Annotated in this window: 18 protein-coding genes and 1 pseudogene; 17 read left to right on the top strand and 2 right to left on the bottom strand. The window is 67.6% G+C overall.

Features of this window, described 5'->3' with window-relative positions; translation table 11 throughout:
• The first annotated feature begins 2 nt into the window (after positions 1-2).
• Positions 3-554 carry a hypothetical protein gene (locus OHU74_RS36815; RefSeq protein WP_331721195.1) on the top strand — a complete coding sequence of 184 codons (552 nt, stop codon included), beginning with the start codon at positions 3-5 and terminating at the stop codon, positions 552-554.
• 82 nt (positions 555-636) lie between these two features.
• On the opposite strand, the gene OHU74_RS36810 is transcribed toward OHU74_RS36815, so the two are convergent.
• Entirely contained in the window at positions 637-1,755 is a 1,119-nt protein-coding gene (locus tag OHU74_RS36810; RefSeq protein ID WP_331721194.1) for a site-specific integrase, read from the bottom strand.
• A 47-nt stretch (positions 1,756-1,802) separates the two neighbouring features.
• Positions 1,803-2,918, bottom strand: coding sequence for a tyrosine-type recombinase/integrase (locus OHU74_RS36805; protein WP_331721193.1), 1,116 nt, complete (start codon positions 2,916-2,918; stop codon positions 1,803-1,805).
• Positions 2,919-3,197: 279 nt separating this feature from the next.
• On the opposite strand from OHU74_RS36805, the gene OHU74_RS36800 reads away from it, so the two are divergent.
• The 16 genes and pseudogenes from OHU74_RS36800 to OHU74_RS36725 all read left to right on the top strand — a co-directional run bounded on the left by OHU74_RS36800 (position 3,198) and on the right by OHU74_RS36725 (position 18,963).
• Entirely contained in the window at positions 3,198-3,875 is a 678-nt protein-coding gene (locus OHU74_RS36800) for a hypothetical protein (RefSeq protein WP_331721192.1), read from the top strand.
• A 547-nt stretch (positions 3,876-4,422) separates the two neighbouring features.
• Complete coding sequence (locus OHU74_RS36795; protein WP_371619926.1) at positions 4,423-5,022, top strand: hypothetical protein; 600 nt, start codon at positions 4,423-4,425, stop codon at positions 5,020-5,022.
• Between the two features lie 101 nt (positions 5,023-5,123).
• Positions 5,124-6,383: a DUF2716 domain-containing protein gene (locus tag OHU74_RS36790; protein WP_331721190.1), complete on the top strand. Its 1,260-nt coding sequence runs from the start codon at positions 5,124-5,126 to the stop codon at positions 6,381-6,383.
• A 297-nt stretch (positions 6,384-6,680) separates the two neighbouring features.
• A complete protein-coding gene (locus OHU74_RS36785; RefSeq protein ID WP_331721189.1) occupies positions 6,681-7,100 on the top strand; it encodes a hypothetical protein in 420 nt (139 codons plus the stop codon).
• Positions 7,101-7,130: 30 nt separating this feature from the next.
• The gene (locus OHU74_RS36780) at positions 7,131-8,381 is read left to right on the top strand and encodes a hypothetical protein (protein WP_371619925.1); all 1,251 of its coding nucleotides are present in this window, start codon (positions 7,131-7,133) and stop codon (positions 8,379-8,381) included.
• Positions 8,382-8,410: 29 nt separating this feature from the next.
• Entirely contained in the window at positions 8,411-8,908 is a 498-nt protein-coding gene (locus tag OHU74_RS36775; RefSeq protein WP_371619924.1) for a hypothetical protein, read from the top strand.
• Positions 8,909-8,910: 2 nt separating this feature from the next.
• On the top strand, positions 8,911-9,375 hold the full coding sequence (locus OHU74_RS36770; RefSeq protein WP_331721186.1) for a hypothetical protein: 465 nt from the start codon (positions 8,911-8,913) through the stop codon (positions 9,373-9,375).
• 429 nt (positions 9,376-9,804) lie between these two features.
• On the top strand, positions 9,805-10,215 hold the full coding sequence (locus tag OHU74_RS36765; protein ID WP_331721185.1) for a hypothetical protein: 411 nt from the start codon (positions 9,805-9,807) through the stop codon (positions 10,213-10,215).
• A gap of 52 nt (positions 10,216-10,267) precedes the next feature.
• A complete protein-coding gene (locus tag OHU74_RS36760) occupies positions 10,268-11,830 on the top strand; it encodes a hypothetical protein (protein WP_371619923.1) in 1,563 nt (520 codons plus the stop codon).
• Positions 11,831-12,628: 798 nt separating this feature from the next.
• A complete protein-coding gene (locus OHU74_RS36755; RefSeq protein ID WP_331721182.1) occupies positions 12,629-15,079 on the top strand; it encodes a Tn3 family transposase in 2,451 nt (816 codons plus the stop codon).
• A gap of 10 nt (positions 15,080-15,089) precedes the next feature.
• A complete protein-coding gene (locus OHU74_RS36750; RefSeq protein ID WP_331721181.1) occupies positions 15,090-15,959 on the top strand; it encodes an IS5 family transposase in 870 nt (289 codons plus the stop codon).
• A 73-nt stretch (positions 15,960-16,032) separates the two neighbouring features.
• Positions 16,033-16,362 carry a hypothetical protein gene (locus OHU74_RS36745; protein WP_331721180.1) on the top strand — a complete coding sequence of 110 codons (330 nt, stop codon included), beginning with the start codon at positions 16,033-16,035 and terminating at the stop codon, positions 16,360-16,362.
• A 90-nt stretch (positions 16,363-16,452) separates the two neighbouring features.
• A complete protein-coding gene (locus OHU74_RS36740; RefSeq protein ID WP_326702228.1) occupies positions 16,453-16,698 on the top strand; it encodes a hypothetical protein in 246 nt (81 codons plus the stop codon).
• 22 nt (positions 16,699-16,720) lie between these two features.
• A pseudogene (locus tag OHU74_RS36735) lies at positions 16,721-17,374 on the top strand (Tn3 family transposase); the annotation flags it as partial.
• On the top strand, positions 17,371-18,201 hold the full coding sequence (locus tag OHU74_RS36730) for a hypothetical protein (protein ID WP_331721179.1): 831 nt from the start codon (positions 17,371-17,373) through the stop codon (positions 18,199-18,201). The pseudogene OHU74_RS36735 and the gene OHU74_RS36730, both read left to right, overlap by 4 nt.
• 159 nt (positions 18,202-18,360) lie before the next feature.
• The gene (locus OHU74_RS36725) at positions 18,361-18,963 is read left to right on the top strand and encodes a recombinase family protein (RefSeq protein WP_331721178.1); all 603 of its coding nucleotides are present in this window, start codon (positions 18,361-18,363) and stop codon (positions 18,961-18,963) included.

The following is an 18,963-nucleotide window of genomic DNA, read 5'->3' as shown; positions in this document are numbered from 1 at the left end:
AAATGTCCGAAGAGTGGGATTGGGAATCCCTCACGACCCTGAGTGTTCCCTCTAGCCAACTTCGACGGCATCTTGAGCGACTGCTCGGGAGAGATGCAGAGGAGCGCAACCGCGCAGGTGGGCTACTCTACTGTGAGGTCGCTAATCAGGGGCAGCTGTATAGTGCCGCCGCTCCGTGCGTCGACATCATCGCGGAGCACGTAGAGTCCGGAGGGGGTCTTAGTGCAGACTCCGTCGCCTTGCTTGAATCGATCCTCAGCGCCAGGTCTCCTGGACTCCAATTGCTTGTTGGCGGAGTTCTAGTAGATGTTGCCGGGTACTGTAGAAAAAGAATCCTTGATCTCCTACCGGAGATTCTCCGAGAGGCTGACGGGGAGGACTCTGAGCTCTTCCGAGAGGTCTGCTTCCTGATTCCTCAACTGGCTGACTCGTCGGAGGAGGTAATTAAGTTCCTCGGTCTTTCGATCTCGCGATTTGAAGGTGAATTGCGGCGCGTCTCCAGTGAGGCTTTGGAAGAGGCCGAGGAAGTTCTACGCGAAGGGCATATGCCCTAATAGCGGCAGCAAACTATGAGCCCCGCCAGGTGTGTCCTGGCGGGGCTTCTGCGTGGGGTGACGGCAGTAGTTGACGGCAACGTCAGCGGACGGGCGGTGCGCAAGACGTAGGGTCGGCGCTGGCGTCAGGCTGTGTGGTGAGCTCCGTGTGGTTGCGGAGCGTGTGGCCGAGGAGGTCGATGGCGTCGTGCTGGAGTCGAAGCCGGACGTGGGCGTAGACGGTGGCGGTGACGCCGATGTGGGCGTGGCCGAGGAGTTCTTTGATCACCACGAGTTCAATTCCTTGTTCCAGGAGGAGTGTGGCGGTGGAGTGCCGGAGGTCGTGGAAGCGGATGCGGCGGAGCCCTGCCCGATCGAGGAGGGCGCGGAAACTGCGACTGAGGTTCGCCGGATCGATCGGCCCTCCTGCCGGCGTGCTGAAGACGAGGCCGTTGCCCCTCCAGTCTTCCGCTGCTGCCTTTCGTTCTCGTTCCTGTACCTCGCGGTGTTCCTTGAATGAGTGGATGCACTCGCTGGGGAGGGCGATGCGTCGTTCGGATGCTCGGGTTTTGGTGGGCAGGGCGGTGAGCCCGCCGGTCTGGGTGCGCTGGAGGGTGCGTCGAATGCTGGCAGTGCCTGTCTGGAGGTCGAGGTCTTCCCACTGGAGGCCGAGGAGTTCGCCCTTGCGCAGTCCGGTGCGCAGGGCAAGTTCGTACAGCGCGAACAGCCGGTCATCGCGGGCGGCATCGAGGAACTGGCGGGCCTCATCTGCCGTGAGCGGTTCGAACCGACGAGGACGCGGTGTACCGGTGCGGACGTTGCGGGCTACGTTGCGTGTGATCTCCTCCTCTCGGACGGCGTGCTCCAGAGCGGACTTCAGCACGGAGTGGATGTACGCCAGCGTCAGCGGGGAGAGCCGCTTGGAGCAGCACGCTCCGGCGGCGCAGCAACGGGGCTGGTCACGGCCAGCATCACTGTTGCGGGCGCAGCACTGGCAGGTGGTGCGGACCTGGTTGAGCCAGGTACGGATGTCCTTGGCGGTGAGCTTGGCGAGCTTCTTCTTGCCCAGGCCGGGGATGAGGTGCTGGTGGACGCAGGCGGTGTAGCGGGTGTGGGTGTTCTCGAGGAGCTGGTGGACGGCGACCGCCTCCAGCCAATACGTCTGGTATGCGCTGACGCTGCCCCTGCGCGGAGGGAACGGGGAGGACCCAAGCAGCCGCATACCGTCATCACGGCTTACGGGACAGTGAGGAGCGACAAGCCAGGAGGTTATTGATGGTCCAGGGCGTCGGCGGTGGCGGTTGCCATGTCGTACATGGGGCTCTGGTCCAGGCGTTTGCGACGTTGGTGGTAGCGCATGGTGGTGCGGGGGTCGCGGTGGTCGGCGGCTTCCTGGATGCGGTCGGCTTTGGCTCCGGGGCGGTCGAAGGCGTGCTCGATCACTGTGTGCTTGATGGAGTGTGGGCGGATTCGGTCGGCCTGAGGGAGGCCAGCGCGGTGGGCGAGTTTGCGCAGGGTGCGCCATACGGAGGGCTGGTCCAGGGGGCGGCCGGTGCTCGTGGTGAAGACGAAGCCTTCGGTGCGGCCGTCGATCAGGTCCGTGATGACCGCGTACAGGGGTGGGGGGAGGGCCTTCGTCGCCCACTTTCCGCCCTTGATCCGGACCCGGATGGTGCGGTGGCCGTCGGTGTAGCCGATGTTCTCGATCCGGGCGGTGAGTGCGGCGTCGATGCGTAGGAAGCAGACGTACATGAACCAGAGGAGTACGTATGTGCGCTTCGCCGTTGTGGGGGAGATGGGGGTGTCACGGGCGGTTGCGAGGAGGGTTGCCCATTCCGTTTCCGTCAGGGAGACCGTGGTGGTCTCCAGGGGGTCGATGACCGGGTAGAGGACGCCCGAGAAGGGGTTGGCGTCGAGGACTTCCTTGGGGAGCGCTCTGGCTTTGAGGAGGTATTCGTAGAAGCTGGAGCAGGCGGCGAGGACGTTGTGCCGGGTGGCGTCCTTGCGGGGTGGGCCCTCGGGGACCCGGCGGCCGTCGCGCCAGGTCAGGGTGGGGGCGGTCTCCAGGTAGCGGGCGAAGGAGTCCGCGGCGAGGAAGCCGGCAGTCAGCGGGTGGATGCCGTGCTCGCGCAAGTAGGGCTCGAAGATACGGAAGTTGGTGGAGTACGTCTTGCGGACTCCTTCGGATCGCTGGTGTGCGATCCAGCCTGCGGCCAGGGTGCAGAGGGCGTCCTGCTCGCCGTAGCGGGCGGCGAGGTATTCGAACAGGCGGCGGGCGTGCGGCGGCCAGCCCGTACGGGGATCCCGGCCGAGCGTCGCGAGAGTGGCACCGGCGCTGCCGGGCCGGGGGGTGGTGGCGGGGGAGATGTCCGTGCCCGTCACCACGCCGCCGCTCCGAAGACTGGACTGATCATCACATTCCTCCTCGACGCGGATCCACTCCCGGCATCGGGCGCCAAGGGGTCGGCTGCTGCCGTCGTCGAACTCCCCCTCGCCGCCCTACGATCCGAGATTACAGGAAAACTGTAATTTTCCTGTATGCCTGCGCGTGGTGGCCAATTGGCAGGTATCGACCAGTGATTGAGGATTGACTCACCTTTCCGGGGGAGCCATCATGCAAGTCAGTGCTCAATCCGTTGTCATTTCGCTAGGAGGGATTCTCTGGTGCACGTCACTTTTCAGATCCAGGGCACCGGCGAGGAGTTCGAGGCCCGGGTCGAGGCCAAGCTGCTCGCCCTGGCCGCCGAACTCGGCGCCGTCGCCACCGCACCGGAAACCGGGAACGACTCCGCCGCATCCGCCGACTGGACCTCCGAGCAGGCCGAGGAAGTCCTGCGCAAGCTCAACGGCCGCGCCACCGACCTGCTCCGCGCCGTTGCCGACGGCGACGGCTGGGTCGATGGCGCCCACTACCGGGCCACCCACGGCGAGACCGCCCTGCACGGCCCAACTGCCGCTCTCACCAAGGCCATCAAGCGCGCCATCAAAGCGGGGATCCTGCCCGAAGGCACTGCCAACCCGTTGACCTCAACCTACGACGGCCACTCCAGCTGGCAGAAGACCGGCGGCTACCGCATGGACAAGCCCACTGCCGCCGCCTTCCGTGCCGCCTTCACCCGCATCGACGGACACCGAACCGGCGCGGCGGCCGGTCCCGCATCGGCCAAGACCACCGCGCTCGGGGAGCTGGCAGCGGTCTTCGTGGAGCAGGGCCACCCCGAGCACCGGGCCGTCCGCTTCGCCACCGACCTCCTCAATCGGCATGCCATCGAACTGGCCGAGCTCCAGCGCGCCGCCGGCCACCACGAAGCCGCCGCGCTCCTCGACGACGCCACCGTGTAGGACCCGCGTGGCCGTTCCGTCCAGCTTGACTCCCAGCTAGTCGGCGACAGAGCGCAGGCCGACACTCCCGCACCTGCCCGGCGCGCGACTCGCCGCCGCCCCGCCCCCCGGCCTGGCCTGCTGTTCTTCCGGAGCACTGACCCGGCCCCCTGCGACCCGAAATCGCAACAATGGCCGGTTCCGATCCCCGCCGCGGAAATGAAGATCACGAAGCACGGCAGAGGCACTAGCCTGTCGCCGAAGCACTGGGCGGTGGACACCTGAGCGGTGACAGCGGCAAAGACCTGGAGATGAGTCCTTTCGCGGTCAAGAACATTACGGACGGGCTCCCCGCAGCCGTCGGGGAGTTGCGCGGGTTCGGGCCAGGCAGGCATCGAGGCCGGGGCCAGCGGAATCACCAATGCGGACTGGGTAACGGCGAGGCCGACCTCGGCGAGTTGAGAAGACTGCACGGGGAGAAGGAGTGGCGATGAAAAGCGAGGGGGAACCGCACTCGCGCTTCCGTCGGGCCAAGGGCGCCCTCGAACGATTCGCTCCGGTGGTCTGGATGAAGTCCGCGAGCGAGACGAACAACATCACCGGGCTGATCCAACTCCCCTCGCTCGGCTGGCGTTTCAGTGAACCGCACCCCGAACTGCAGGAGATGTTCCACTCCGTGGCACGCGAGGCGCCGAGGAACATCGACTGGTCCTTCACGGAGAAGAGGAACTCCCTGCTTGTGCCGTCGCGGCTGATCGCCGAAGGCGGGCCGGATGGGGACTGGATTGACCTCAGAGGCGAAATCAGCCAGAGCGATCAGGCATTCTGCCTTGCCGCCTCGGAAGACATCGAGCTGATCATCGATGTAATTGCCGCCCAACCGGAACTGCCGACTGCCGCCCGGATCTCCGTGTTCCAGATCGCGAAGAGTTCCGCGGACGAGCTGGTGTGCGTGGTGCAGGCATTCACCGGCGAGCCGGCGGCAGGGATGGTGTTCCGGGCCGTCGGTGTGCCCGGTGTCGAGGTGCGGCTGACCGCGCTGAGCTGGTATCCGCCCCGACCTGAGACCAAGCGGCACGGCCCTCTCGCCAAGGTCACCCTCGTGGGCGAGGGAGCCGGACTGATCGACCGCAAGGAGCTACTCGTCAGCTTCCCCGGCGCCGACTGACCACGGGGCGCCGGCTGCTCCGCGCCCGCCCCCCATTCGTACATCAGCCTGCGGGCTGAGCCCCGTAGTTGACCCGTGCGGTCCCGTCTAGGCTCCCGATCATGGACATGGGTGAATGGTGGGCGATGCACGAGGGGCTGCGGGGGCGGGTTCCCGCGTGGCATCCGGTCGGGGTCGTCGTCGAGGTCGACGGGCCGGTCGTACGCCGGCACTACGGCACGCACGGCACCGCCGAGCACGCCCCCCTCGTTCCCGGTACGGACACCGCCGCAGTGGTGCGCAGCCAGCAGAAGGCTTTCACGGAGCGTGCGGAGCAGGTGGAGTGGAAGGTGTACGGGCACGACTCGCCGGATCTGGCACAGGAACTGACGGCGGCGGGGTTCACCCCCGGCTGGGAACGCTCGGTGCTGATCGCCGCCCCGCTGCCCGGTGAGCAACCCACCGACGTGGCGGAGCCCCGGGAGGGGGTTCACAATCTGTACCGGGTACGGGGCCAGGCTGAGCGAGCTTGGGAGGTCGCCGTCGGTTCCCCCGGGCCCCACGCGGCACCGTACGCGGAAATGATCGCGGACGGTTCTTCGGACGAGGGTGACGTCCTCATCGAGGTCCTGCTGGAGGACGGGATCGTCACCGAGGTCGCCTGGGCGCACGCCGACGAACCCCCCTTCGCTCTCATTGGTGGCTTCACCAGTGACGATGTGGACTTCGTCCGAGTCTGCACCGACCGTTGGCGGCAGAGCAGCTGGCTCAACCACCCCCTGCTCGCCGAAGCCGACGGCCTCCTGCGTGAAGGGCTCCTGGCAGCCGGCTTCACCGAGGCCGCCACTGTCCGCTCCTACCACTGGAGCCCGCCGGGCACCCCCGAGACCACCCGCCCCGCACAGTTCCTCGACTGGCTCCACGACGACGGTCCGCTGTGGGACCGCTTCTACGCGGACTTCGACTTCCGGCCGAGCGCCGCCAACCGGCCCGCGATCACCGATCCCGTGCCCTCCGCCGTCTGGAACCTGCACTCCCACCACCGGATCGTCCCGGACCTCCCCGCGGAACTCGACGCGATCGTCCAGCGCGGACTGCTCATCGCCACCGAGCCCGGGGAGTTCGTCCACTGGCTCGACTGGAATCACGACGGCTATCGCTACGACCCCCGCCGCACCGATGTTCCCGGACGGCCGCCCCGGCCCGGCAAAGGCGCCTATCCCAATGGCGACTACTACCTCCACCTCACCGACGACCTGCGCCTGGGCACCTTCGGCCACCCCTGGGAACAGACACTGACCGTCTGGGGACCCAAGCTGCTCGCGGCCGTCGAGGCAGACTTGACCGAGCTGCTCGGAAGGCCGGTCAGGCGCCGCGTGTGATGGTGGCCGCTGCCCATTCCGGGCATGGGCCAGACGTTGGCCGCGCCGATGCCGTTGGCCTCGCATTCGTACGTCGCGCAGCGGAAGGCTGTGCTGAGCAACGCGAACGCCAGCGGGTCGACCGACGGGTCGGCGCGGACATTGCTCGGCGGCCGCGGGGGGTCGGGGGGGGCGGTGCCCGCCGCAGTGCCGCACGTGGAGGTATCGGACATTGGCGATCGCTAAGCGCAACTCCGGAAATGAGTTCGACTCATTCGATTAGAGTGATCCTCCGGACAGTTGGGCGGAGGGGGAGCGATGTCGTTCGACCGGGACTGGAACCATGAGCGCGCAGGCGCCGCGGAGACGGGTATGCAGTTGAACGGTGCGCCGGCGGGGCCGCTGGTCCCGGGTGGGCCTGCGGACTTCGCCTCGACACCGGCGCAGAAGACAGCAGCGGCAGGCATGATCGAGACGGAGATACAGCCGAATACGAAGAAGGCCGCGACGCATTCGGATGCGGCGACAGAGGCCGCCGCGAAGGGCTTTGAAGACTGGGAGACGGCCGCGGGGCTGAAGAAGCTGGCGGACACGTGGGACCAGCAGGTGAATGCCTTGATGGGCCGCCTGGCGGGGGAGCGGGCCGCGCTGCACGGGGCCTCGGGTCTTTTCGTACGAAATGACACGGGCCTGGGCAACCAGTTCCTGGTGTCACCGTCAAAGCTGAACGGTCTGTAGGGGCCGACGATGCTGACCTATTACAAAGTCATGACCACGGACCTGGGTCTGCTGACGACTGCCGCCTCCAAGTGGGATGAGATGGCAGGCGAGTTCAAGAAGGTCGAGACCCGCTACGGGGACAGTGTTCAGAAGATCACCACGGGCGGAAGCTGGTCGGGCGTCAGCTCCGGGGTCGCGCACACGAGTTTTGCGGCGACCCGCTACGAATACGCCGCCGCACAGATCCAGGCCAAGGCGATAGCCAGTCTCCTGCGTGATGCCCACGAGATGTTCACGGACCTCAAGAAGAGGCTCGACAGCGCCCGGGCCGACGCGGTAGCCGCCGGCATGACCGTCTCCGAGCAGGGACACGTCGCCTTCGACTACACCAAACTCACCCCCGCCGAGCGCAGCGCCTACCACCACGACCCCGACGGCGAAGCCTCCATCCGGACCGCCGTCGCCAAGTGGCAGCAGCACATCGACGACGGTGTGAAGGCCGTCTCCACGCTCGACGAGGGTGTGAAGGTCGCCCTCGGGCGGGCCGGTGCCGACAGCAACAAGGACGCTTTCGGCAAGGGCGCCGACGAAACGTTCAGCGGGTTCAACGCCGGAGCCGAGGGCGACTTGAAGAAGGCGATGAAGCCCGACGAATCCAGCGTCGGCACGAACCCGGACAGCAAGACCGGCGTCACCGTCAGCGGTCCCAAGTACGGCAAGGAGGGATCGGTCAAGGCGTACGCGGACCTCTTTCACGAAACCGCGAAGGGGTCGACGGCCGCGGGTGACCTGCAGCTCTCCGGGATCGCCGACATCTATGGCGGAGGCAGAGCCAGCGCGAACTACGGATTCACCGACCAGGGCGCTTCAGCCAAGGCCGAGGCGTCCATAGGCGTACGGGCACTGACCGAGGGGCGGGCCGAGTACGGCTACGTCGGAGGCTACGGCCGGGCGGAGGGCTTTGCCGGCGCCGAGGCGGGCGTCAGCGCCAAGGCGACCAAGCAGGAGGTCTCCGTCGGTGCGAAGGCGTTCGCGGGGGCCAAAGGCACACTCGCCGGCGGTGCGGAGGCCTTCGGCATCGGAGTCGGTGTGAACGCCGAAGGGTGGGCGGGCCCCGGTGCGGAGGCATGGTGGGGTTACAAGAAGGACAAGGAGACCGGAAAGTGGAAGATCGGCGGCGACGCGGGACTCTCCCCCATCCTCGGTGGAAAGGTCGGACTCGAAATCACCGTTGATCCGCACAAGGTGTCCGACGCCATCGGTGACGCTGCCGACGCACTGGGCGACCTGTTCAGCTGATGTACGTTTCCGTGGAAGGAAAGCCCCGAATGCCCGCGACACTGCCCGTGCCGATCGAATTCCGCCTGCCGGATGGCTGGCTCCCGGCGAAGCCGAACGGACTCGACGACGAGGCAGTGGCCTTCGCCGCCGTGCACCCGCGACCGGACGACGGATTCGCCGCCAACATCACCATCGACGGGCGGCTCCTGGCCGAGGCCGAGACGCTTGCCGGGGTCGCGGACGAGTCGGTGGAGCGACTGCGCAGCGTAGGCGACCCGGAGCTGGAGGCCCAGCGCCGCGAAGTCGGCTCTGCGGACGCACCGGCCCTGGCCCAGCGAGTGAGCCTTTCAACCGTCGTCGGTGGCGTACGCCGTGACCTGGTCCAGTCCCAGGTGTACCTGTGCCTGCAGGACATCGTGGATCCGCACAAGCGCGCGGTGATCCGGCTTGCCCTGACCGCCACCGAGGCCCAGCACGACGCTGTCCTGTCGGAATTCCAGGAATTCGTGCGCACCGTGCGGCCCGACACCGGGGCGGGGGCGTAGCCATGGGCCGCTTCACGGACCGGTGGACCGGTACCAAGTACCCGCGCAGCGGTGTCGCGGCACGGCCCGCCCCGGAGGTCAGGGCCGCGCTGCTCGCGGTCAACGGCCCGGACGTACGGTTCGTCGTACGCGAGGGGACCCCGAAGGAGGGCGCGGACTTGGTGGCGGAGTTCGAGTTCCCGGCGCTGGACTTGACCCTCAGGACCAGGATGCGCCTGGACCCAGCGGCGCACGAGGTACGAGTGCTCGAGGAATGTTGGGAGCCGACGGCAGACGGGGCCCGCAGACAGTACGGCCGCGGACCGGCGAACAAGGTCTACCGCCAATGGGAGACCAGACCGGGGGCGGACGGGCGCCAGCACAAGGCCGAGACCTTCCGCTTCGCTACACAGGACATGAGGAACCCCCTGCAGCGAGCAGTCCTCGGCGTGGGCTGGACCTGGCGCGGCGTGCTCTTCAAGCTGTGACGCGAGCCTCCGACCACCGGGCTGCCAGCCCCGTCCGCGAGCTGGTCGCCAATACGGCCGCCCGGGACCGCACGGGAGCCGGGGACCCGTCATCACCTCGGCCGGCTCCGCCTTCATGGCCATGATCGACGCTGTGAAGCACGGGGCGCTGTAACGCCTGTTCGCACGCAAGGGCCCCTGACCTCCCTTGAGGTCGGGGTCTTCGCGCATTCGGCAGGGCTTCAACATCGAGCGGAAGAAGCGCTTCGATGCGGCTGGACGGCTGGATACAAAGGCGCACCCTCACGGGTGAGACGACGTAAGTCTGCGCCCCACCAACGACAGGGCGGGGGAGTTCTCCACAGCGTCAGGCTTGTCCACAGGCTGGCCCGCCGGGTGGGCGCGAGGTGGGACGATCAACCCCATTCCGACACGAAGGAGGGGTCGTTGATGTCTGCATCAGCGCTACTGGAGCTGGACCGGCAGCTGGATTCCGAGGATGCGGCGGCGGTGCTGGCGGCGGCTTGGGACATCTTCGGCATGGCCACCAAGCTCGCCCACAGCATCACGTTCGACGAGGGCAGCGACGAGTTGCAGGCGATGATCGCCTCGCAGCAGTGTTCGGAGGGCCAGGACCGCCTTCCGCTGCCGGAGACCAGTAGGCCGGTCACGGCTCCGCCGCCGGGACCGGGGGCCGCCGGACTCGCTCCGTACGTCCGGCTGCTGGAGCACGTCAGCGATGCGCTGACGCGGCTGTCGGCCGGTGAGGTGGCGGACGAGGCATCGGCCCGCGCCCTGGTCGAGGTCGGGGAGCTGGCATCCGGTGCGGCCAGGGCTCTGTCCTTCGTGCGGGGGCAGTGAGGTGGCGACGCTCGGGGAGCTTTTCGACGTCGCGATCGCACACCTGCAGGAGGTGGCACAGACTCCTCTCGCGTCCATCCCGTCCGACGAGCGGGCCGCGCTGGCCGACGAGGTCGACGGCCTGCTGTTACAAGTCCAAAAGGGGCTCGGGCCCCGGGCCTATACCCCAACCCCGACGGCCGAGGACCAGCGGGTGCGGCGGGCCCTGACGCAGGCGGAGCGGAACCTGGAGGACTGCCTGGGTGATGCGCGCGAGTCGCTGGGCACCGCTCGCCGGTATCTGGCCCCGTCGGGAGGCGAAGGCGGGCCGGCCGGTGAGCGGATCGTCTCCGCGGCGCGGGCCGTGGGCGCCGTGCGCGACACGATCGGCAGCCATCTCGGGCCCGACCGGGCCCCGCTGGCCCCGTACGCCTACCTCCTGCGGCACCAGAAGGCGTTCGACTACCTCGCCCGGCGGTACTCCGAGGTCGCCTGGGAGGCGGGGCACGTCGTGCAACGGCTCACCCAGGGCGCCGAGCACCCCGGCGCGGTCGAGGCCTTCCAGCAGGCGAGGAGCTCCCTGGACCACGCATCCGTCTACGCGCGGGCGGCGACCCGCGACGCCGATCACGACCTCGCCTCCTTCCCCGCGGCCCTGCCCGTCGAACCGGTCCAGGCCGCGGCGACGGATCCGACCAGCGCAGTCGCCACCCGCCTCAGCGAGGACTGCGAGCGCCTCTCCCGCGCCGCGTACACCGCCCTGCACGACCGCGCCGACCAGCGGCTCAGCGGCTCGGACCTCAAGCAGCTCTCCTCCTGGAACTCGATGAGCCGGCTGCTCGCGGGGCGCACCCTGTTCCACGTCGCCGGGGAAATGCCGGACGGCCCCGTAAAGGACGGTCTGAAGAGCGCCGCCATGGCGCTGAGGGAGTCCTCGAAGGCCTGGGACAGCGCCGCCGACGCCTGGGACACCGTCGTCGATACGGCCGATCCGCGGGAACATCCACCACTCCCACCACCGGGATTGGCACAGGTCCGCCAAGGCAGGACGGTTCAGATGCCGGCGACCGATCCCCACCCCGCGGTGGTGATCTCCCGGACCAGCACCGTGCGCCTGGGCCAGCTGCTGTTCGGCCCCGAGTGGACGCCCAAGCAGCCGCCGGGAGCGGCCAGGCCGGCCGACGACATCGTCGCCGACGCCGGGGGAGTGGGAGCCCTGGCCGCGACGGCGTACCGACTCTCCGCCACCGGCTGGCAGATGGCCGGCGCCGCCCCGTGGGTCGTCGTCCGGGCCCAGGCCGGCCTGGTGACCAACACCGACGAGCACCGGCCCCCCACTCTGGACAAGAACCGGTCCTTCTACCCCGTCCACCCGCGGCAGGTCGAGTCCCTGAAGGGCGTCTACGCGACGGTGATGAGCGCGGAGCAGAAGGGCGCGGCCGCTCTCCTGTCCGCCGCGCAGAGCGCAGGAACGCCCGTACCGCGGGCGATGCTGGACGTGGCCGCCCACCGGTCGATCGTTGAGGAGTTGAAGTGGGTTCCGACCAAGCCGGTTCAGACAGCTCAACGGGTCCTGCCCCGGGCGTACGTTCCGACGGACCTGGCGATCGGGCGGCGTCCGGGACTGCGCCAGTGAGACCGCTGGCGGCCGTCGGCGTCCACGTAACTCGGGTCTGTCACAGATCTTGGGGAACAGTCGCGGAGCGTCATCCCGCATTCGCTGGGGCGTCCGACTGACCAACTGTTACTGCGCGCCGTACCTGTCCCCGATCGGCAACTACGGTGCCCGCCTTTCGGATGCGAGGGGCAGCCGCGGCCTTTCCGGACATACGAAATAGGGGTCGTCCACCCGCAGGTGGAAGACCCCTTCGACGAAGCGACGCCGGCGCGTGAGGGAGTGCGGCGAGCCGGATCTTTGTGACGCGCTACGCGCCAGCCGACCGCACAACATCGACGAGTTCGCCGAACGTATCCACCATGTCCAAGTCGTCGACACCGACCCCTTACATCTTCGAGATCCGGGTCGACAACTCCACTCGATGGATACGGTCGAGGCCCAGATCACCCTCAAGCTCCGTGTCCGGCCGGACTTCGCCCAGTTCCCTGTCTAGTAGGGAACTGATGATGGTGATGAGCTGCTCTTCCACCGAGTCCGCCACCGTAACGCTCCTGTCCGGATTGATCATCTCTCTGCATGCCGCTTCCCAGCCTGCCCAAGATTGAAGCCAAGAGACCCCGGGGAACACGGCCGGTGCCGGGGGATGCCCGTGCGCGCTTCCGGGCCCTCTACTCCCGAAGCTGCCGCGAAGTGACAAGTAGCTCTCTGTAGCCGATCTGACGGCCGGTTGTCCCGGATTCCGGCGTTCTGGCCCTGCCTCTGTGGTGCTCGCATTCAACTTGGTCACGTTGTGGTGATCGAGGAGAGGGGTCGGGCGTGCGTCGGGAGTGGGAACCGGAGGACCTGATTGAGGTCTGGACGCTGCTGGAGGAGGACCAGGAGCGGCTTCGGAACAAGTCGGGGGCGAACCGGCTGGGCTTCGCACTGCTATTGAAGTTCTTCGAGGTGGAGGCGCGCTTTCCGGAGGAAGCGGCGGAGGTCCCGGCGGCCGCAGTGTCATACGTGGCCCAGCAGGTGAAGGTGCTGGCCGAGGAGTGGGGCGCCTACGACTGGTCCGGGCGGGCGATCAAGCGGCACCGGATGGAGGTCCGGGCGGCATTCGGGTTCCGCGACTGCACACAGGAGGACCAGGTCCAGCTCGCGCAGTGGTTGGCGGCCGAGCTGTGTCCGGTGGAGCTGAACAGGGACCGGCTGGCGGCAGCGGTGGTAGCGCGGTGCCGCAACGATCGTCTGGAACCGCCGGCGCCCGCGAAGGTCACGCGGCTGGTCGCCTCGGCAGTGAACACCTTCGAGGAGGGGTTCTGCGCGACGACGGTGGAGCGGTTGTCTGCGGCCTCGCGGTCCCGGCTGGACGACCTGGTGGCTGATGACGACGGGGATGAGGGCAGGGTGGGCGGGGGCCGGACGTTCTTCACCGAGCTGAAGGCGGACCCCGGCGCGCTGGGCCTGGACAGCCTGCTGACGGAGGTGAACAAGCTGCAGCGGGTACGCCAGTTGGAGCTGCCGCCCGAGTTGTTCGGGGAGTTCTCGGAGAAGCTGGTGTCGGCGTGGCGGGCGCGTGCGGCGAAGGAGTATCCGTCGGACCTTGTGGCCGCGCCGGGGCCTGTGCGGTACACGCTGCTGGCGGCGCTGTGCCATGTGCGCGAGACCGAGATCACCGACTCGCTGGTGGACTTGTTCATCCAGTTGGTGCAGAAGATCAATACGAAGGCGGAGAAGAAGGTCGAGGGCGAGTTCGTCAAGGAGCTGAAGAAGGTCCGCGGCAAGGAGGCGATGATGCTGCGGGTCGCTGAGGCCGCCTTGGCCGAGCCGTCCGGCACGGTCCGCAAGGTGATCTATCCGGCGGTCGGCGGGGAGAAGATGCTCAAGGCGCTGGCGGCGGAGGCTGCGGCGAACGAGGCCAAGTACAAGGCTCGGATCCGTACGGTGCTGCGGTCCTCGTACTCGGCGCACTGGCGCCGAATGCTCTCGCCGCTTTTGTCGGCTTGGGAGCTGAAGAGCAACAACACCGCCTACAGGCCGGTCATGGACGCGATCGACCTGCTCAAGCGCTACCTGGACCAGCCGATCAAGGACGGGGCGTTCTTCGACGCGGCGGAGAGAGTGCCGCTGGAGGGGGTGGTGCCCGAGCAGTGGCGGGCCGCGGTGGTGGACGACAAGGGCCGGGTCGAGCGCATTCCCTATGAGCTGTGCGTGCTGGTCAGCCTGCGGGACGCGCTGCGGCGTCGCGAGATCTGGGTGGCCGGGGCCAGCCGCTGGCGCAACCCGGAGGACGACCTGCCCCCGGACTTCGAGGACAACCGCGACGTGCACTACTCGGCGATCCGCCAGCCGCAGGACCCGCAGGAGTTCATCGCCGCCCTGCAGAAGCGGCTGCGCGACGCACTCACGGGCTTCGACCGCGCGTTGGAACTGGGCACCACGGGTGGGGTGGAGATCATCAGGAAGCATGGCGAGCCGTGGATCAAGGTCTCCCCGCTGGCCAAGCAGGAGGAGCCGGAGAACCTGGTCGCCCTGAAAGCCGAGATTCAGCGCCGTTGGGGGACGATCGACCTGATCGACATCCTCAAAGAAGCCGAGTTCGCCACCAGCTTCACCTCCGAGTTCGCCTCGGTGGCCTCGCGGGAGGCGGTCCCACGTGATGTCCTGCGGCGCCGGCTGCTGCTGGTGCTGTTCGCACTGGGCACCAACATGGGCATCAAGCGAGTAGTGGCCACCGGCAAGCACGGCGAGTCCGAGGCGGTCCTGCGCCGGATCCGGCACCTCTTCGTGAACCAGACCAACATGAGGTCCGCGCTGATCAAGCTCGTCAATCACACCTTCGCAGCCAGGGACGAGACCTGGTGGGGCGCGGGCACCGCGTGCGCTTCCGACAGCCGCAAGTTCGGTGCCTGGTCCAGCAACTTCATGACCGAGTGGCACCAGCGCTACAGGGGTCCGGGCGTGATGATCTACTGGCATGTGGAACGCAAGTCGGTGTGCATCTACTCCCAGCTCAAGCACTGCTCGGCCTCCGAGGTCGCCTCGATGATCGAGGGCGTGCTGCGGCACTGCACCGACATGGAGGTCGACCGGCAGTACACCGACACCCATGGCGCCTCCATCGTCGGGTTCGCGTTCGCTCACATGCTCGGATTCAATCTGCTCCCCAGGCTGAAGAACGTCGGTTCGGCCCGGCTGTGTCGCCCCGCCGCCGGCGAGGACGAGCGGTGGCCGCAGCTAGGCCGTGTTTTAGAACTGGGGTCCGTGTCTCGCCTCGTGCCGTGATGATCTCGGTGTGGGGCGAGGGGATCTTTCAGATGACCAGTGGGCGGCGCTGGGGCCGTTGTTGCCGGTCGCGGAGGTGGGCAGGCCGTCGGTCGGCCGACGGCGGTTGATCGACGGGATCCGCTGGCGGGTGCGGACCGGGGCCCCGTGGCGGGATCTGCCGACGGAATACGGTCCATGGCAGACGGTCTACGGGCTCTTCCGTCGCTGGCAACGCGATGGTGTCTGGTCGGCGGTCCTGACCGGATTGCAGGCCCGGGCGGACGCCGCCGGTTTGATCACTTGGGACGTGAACGTCGACTCCACGATCTGCCGGGCCCATCAGCACGCGGCCGGTGCCCGGCGCGACGGCCAGACCCAGAATGAGCCGCCGGGCGGCGATGCGGCCGAACCCGACGATCACGGCCTGGGCCGCTCCCGCGGCGGCTGGACCACGAAGATTCACCTGGCCTGCGAGCAAGGGCAGAAGCCGCTATCTCTGCTGGTCACAGCCGGTCAGCGGGGAGACAGCCCGCAGTTCACGGCCGTGCTGGAAGCCATCCGGGTTCCCCGTCTCGGGCTGGGACGGCCAAGGGTCCGTCCGTTGCGGGTGCGGGGCGACAAAGCGTATTCGTCACGCGCGAACCGTGCGTATCTGCGTCGGCGCGGGATTCGCTGCACGATCCCGGAACCTGCCGATCAGGCCGGCCACCGCAAACGCCGAGGAGTGGCTGGCGGGCGGCCTCCGGCCTTCGACCGCGAGGACTACAAGGCCCGGCACGCGGTCGAGTGCGGCATCAACCGGCTGAAGCGGAACCGGGCGGTGGCCACCCGGTTCGACAAGCTCGCGGTCCGCTTCGAAGCCACCGTCCTCATCGCCGCGATCAACGAATGGCTGTGACCTGCCGGACGTGTCGGTCCCGCATGTCATTCTGGCCGCGATCAGGTCAGCGGGTCGAGGGGAGACAGGGCCGATGGGGGCTGCGTACTACCGGGCCGAGAGCGAGAGTGGCGACCACATTGACGACCCGTCTGAGGACGCCCTGTTCATGCTGATCGACGACCTCAACGACTCGGACAACACCTTCGTCGTCATCCAGCCCGACGAGGACGACCCGGTCTGGTTCACCTCGGTCGCCGTCCTGGAAGAAGGCGGCTACGAGGTCGTCCGCCGCGACAACACCCGCCGCGAACACGACGTCGTCAGCGAGACCAGCATCGACCGGATCGCCCGCGACCTCACGATCTGGATGGCCGCCCGCAACTTCCCCGGACGACCCACCCGGCACACCAGCAACTTCTAAACTGGCGGCTCGGTACCCGCGCCCTCGTCGGCATGTCGCCAGCCAGACAGGCCAACCACCCCCTGTCCTGAGAGTGACAGACTGGGCAACATGACCGCCCACCCCAAGATCGGCTCTGTCTGGGCCCGCCGCTACCCCGGTTACCCGCAGCACGACCGCGACTTCCGGGTAACCGGGGTCTTCACCAGAGACGGTGTCACGTACGTCGAGACTGAACAGCTCGGCAACGGCGATCGCAGCAGAGGGCGGCTTGACCACGTCTTTGAGTACGCGGAGTGCGTCAGCACCAATGGGATCGACACCCCCGGCTGCGGTGACATCAGCACGTCGCGCTGATCGCGCAAATACGGCTGGCGGACTGACGCCCCACCTCACGGAGTTAGTTCTAAAACACGCCCTAGGCCCGGTGCTGTCCACCAAGACGATCGACTGGGAACTGATCCGCCAGCAGTACGACCAGATCGTCAAATACACCACCGCCCTGCGCCTGGGCACAGCGGAAGCCGAGCAGGTCCTGCGCCGGTTCACCCGCGGAGGTCCCAAGCACCCCACCTACCGGGCCATCGAGGAACTGGGGCGGGCCGTACGAACCGCCTTCATCTGCGACTACCTGGCCGACGCCGATCTGCGCCGTGAGATCGGTGAGGGTCTGCAGGTCGTCGAGAACTGGAACAGTGCGAACCATGACCTGTTCTACGGCAAGGACGGCGAACTGACGGGCAAGGACAAGGAGAGCCAGGAGATCTCGATGCTCGCCCTCCACCTCCTCCAGTCGGCCCTGGTCCACGTCAACACGCTCCTGGTCCAAGAGGTCCTGGCCGAGTCGAAGTGGGCGGACAAGCTCACTGCGGCAGACCGGCGCGGCCTCTCCCCGCTTTTCTGGACGCACGTGAACCCCTACGGCAGGTTCGAGCTCGACATGAACCGCCACCTGCACCTCGGCCCCCTCCTCCCGCAACAGCGCACCCCGCAAGACCACTCCGCGCGAACCTCGGACGCGATGACGCCTTGATCCTTTCGGTTCCGCACCTGTTCAATCAGCAGATGAATGAGGCTGCGGGCATGACGGAGCACCCCGGTTTCGGCGTGATGCTGGCTCGGTTGCTGGACCAAAGAGAGTTCAGTGTGCAGAAGCTGGCCAATCGCGCCGAATTGACGGCAAACGCAGTCCGAGGGGTACTCGCGGGGGAAGCCCCTAGCGAGGGGCTCCTCCGGCGGATCGCGCCTGTCGTGGGCTTCCGCGCAGTCGATCTGTTCATCCTCGCGGGACTGGCGGTCCCGGAGGACATGGCCCCGTTGGATACCGCGGCCGAGCGGTGGGCACCGTACATCGTGATGGATGCGGTGCACCTACCTTCTGCCGAGCGGCGTGAACTCCTGCAGCTCATCCGCTCACTGCCGCAGGAGAAACGGCCTTCCGTCTTCGCCGCGAAGCGGCTCGCATCCCATGCCGGTCCGGGCGGTTGGGTCATCCGCATGCTCCAATACCGCAATCTGGGCTGGTCGGGCATGGCGAAGGTCCTGGCGGTGGTGACGCCCACCTACCTGTCCGCGTCCACCTACGGTGTAATCGGCGACGGCCGCAAGGAATTGACGCCGCGCTTGGTGACGGATTTCGCAGCCCTGCTGGGGATCGACGCCAGAGAACTGGCCACGCTGGCGGGCGTACATCTACGTGAGCTGCCACCGGTCCCGGCCCCGGAGGCGATGGACGCCGCCGTTCTGCTGTGGGAGGCGCGGCGCCTCTCCGCCGCCCAGGCACAGCACGTCGCCGAGCTGGCGCGCTCCAAGCGCGGGCACTCCGCCAGGAAGTACTTCGTCAACCTGCCTGGGTCCTGACCCCTGCCGGGCACCCTCTGCGTCGTCGTACGTTAGAGGAACCCCCACCGAACAATTGTGATCTTGCCCGGTCGGGATGATCGACCTGCGCTGATGGTGTCTCATTTAGGGTGTCCGGTGAGTTGTACGCTGAGCGGGGGCTTACCGTACGCTCCGGGCATGAGTGAACGCGTTGGCTACGCGAGATGCAGTTTGGACAAGCAGGACCTCACTGCGCAGCGCGAGATCCTGCTCAGCCTGGACGTCCAGGAGGACCGGATCTACCTGGACCACGGACTGACCGGAACCAACCGCGACCGGCCCGGCCTGGCCCAGGCCCTCGCGGCGGTCCGTGCCGGCGACACCCTCGTCGTCCCGAAGCTCGACCGCCTCGCGCGTTCGGTGCCCGACGCCCGCGACATCGGCGACTCGCTCACTGCCCGCGGCGTCAAGCTCTCGCTCGGCGGCACCCTGTATGACCCCGCCGACCCGATGGGCAAGATGTTCTTCAACATCCTCGCCACCTTCGCCGAGTTCGAGGTCGACCTCCTGCGAATGCGCACCCGCGAAGGCATGGCGGTGGCGCGGGCCAAGGGCAAGCTCAAGGGGAAGCAGCCCAAGCTCACCACCCGTCAGCAGACCCACCTGGTCCAGCAGCACCAGTCCGGCGAGCACACCATCGCCGATCTGGCCGAGCTCTTCTCCGTCAGCCGTGCCACCGTCTACCGCGTCCTTGAACGCCACCAGAACGCATCCGCACCGTCGACTCCTGGCGGGGAGTGA

It is taken from the genome of Streptomyces sp. NBC_00454, assembly GCF_041434015.1.
GTDB lineage: Bacteria > Actinomycetota > Actinomycetes > Streptomycetales > Streptomycetaceae > Streptomyces.
Note: the sequence above shows the minus strand (reverse complement) of the source record. Positions and strands in the feature narration are given on the sequence as shown.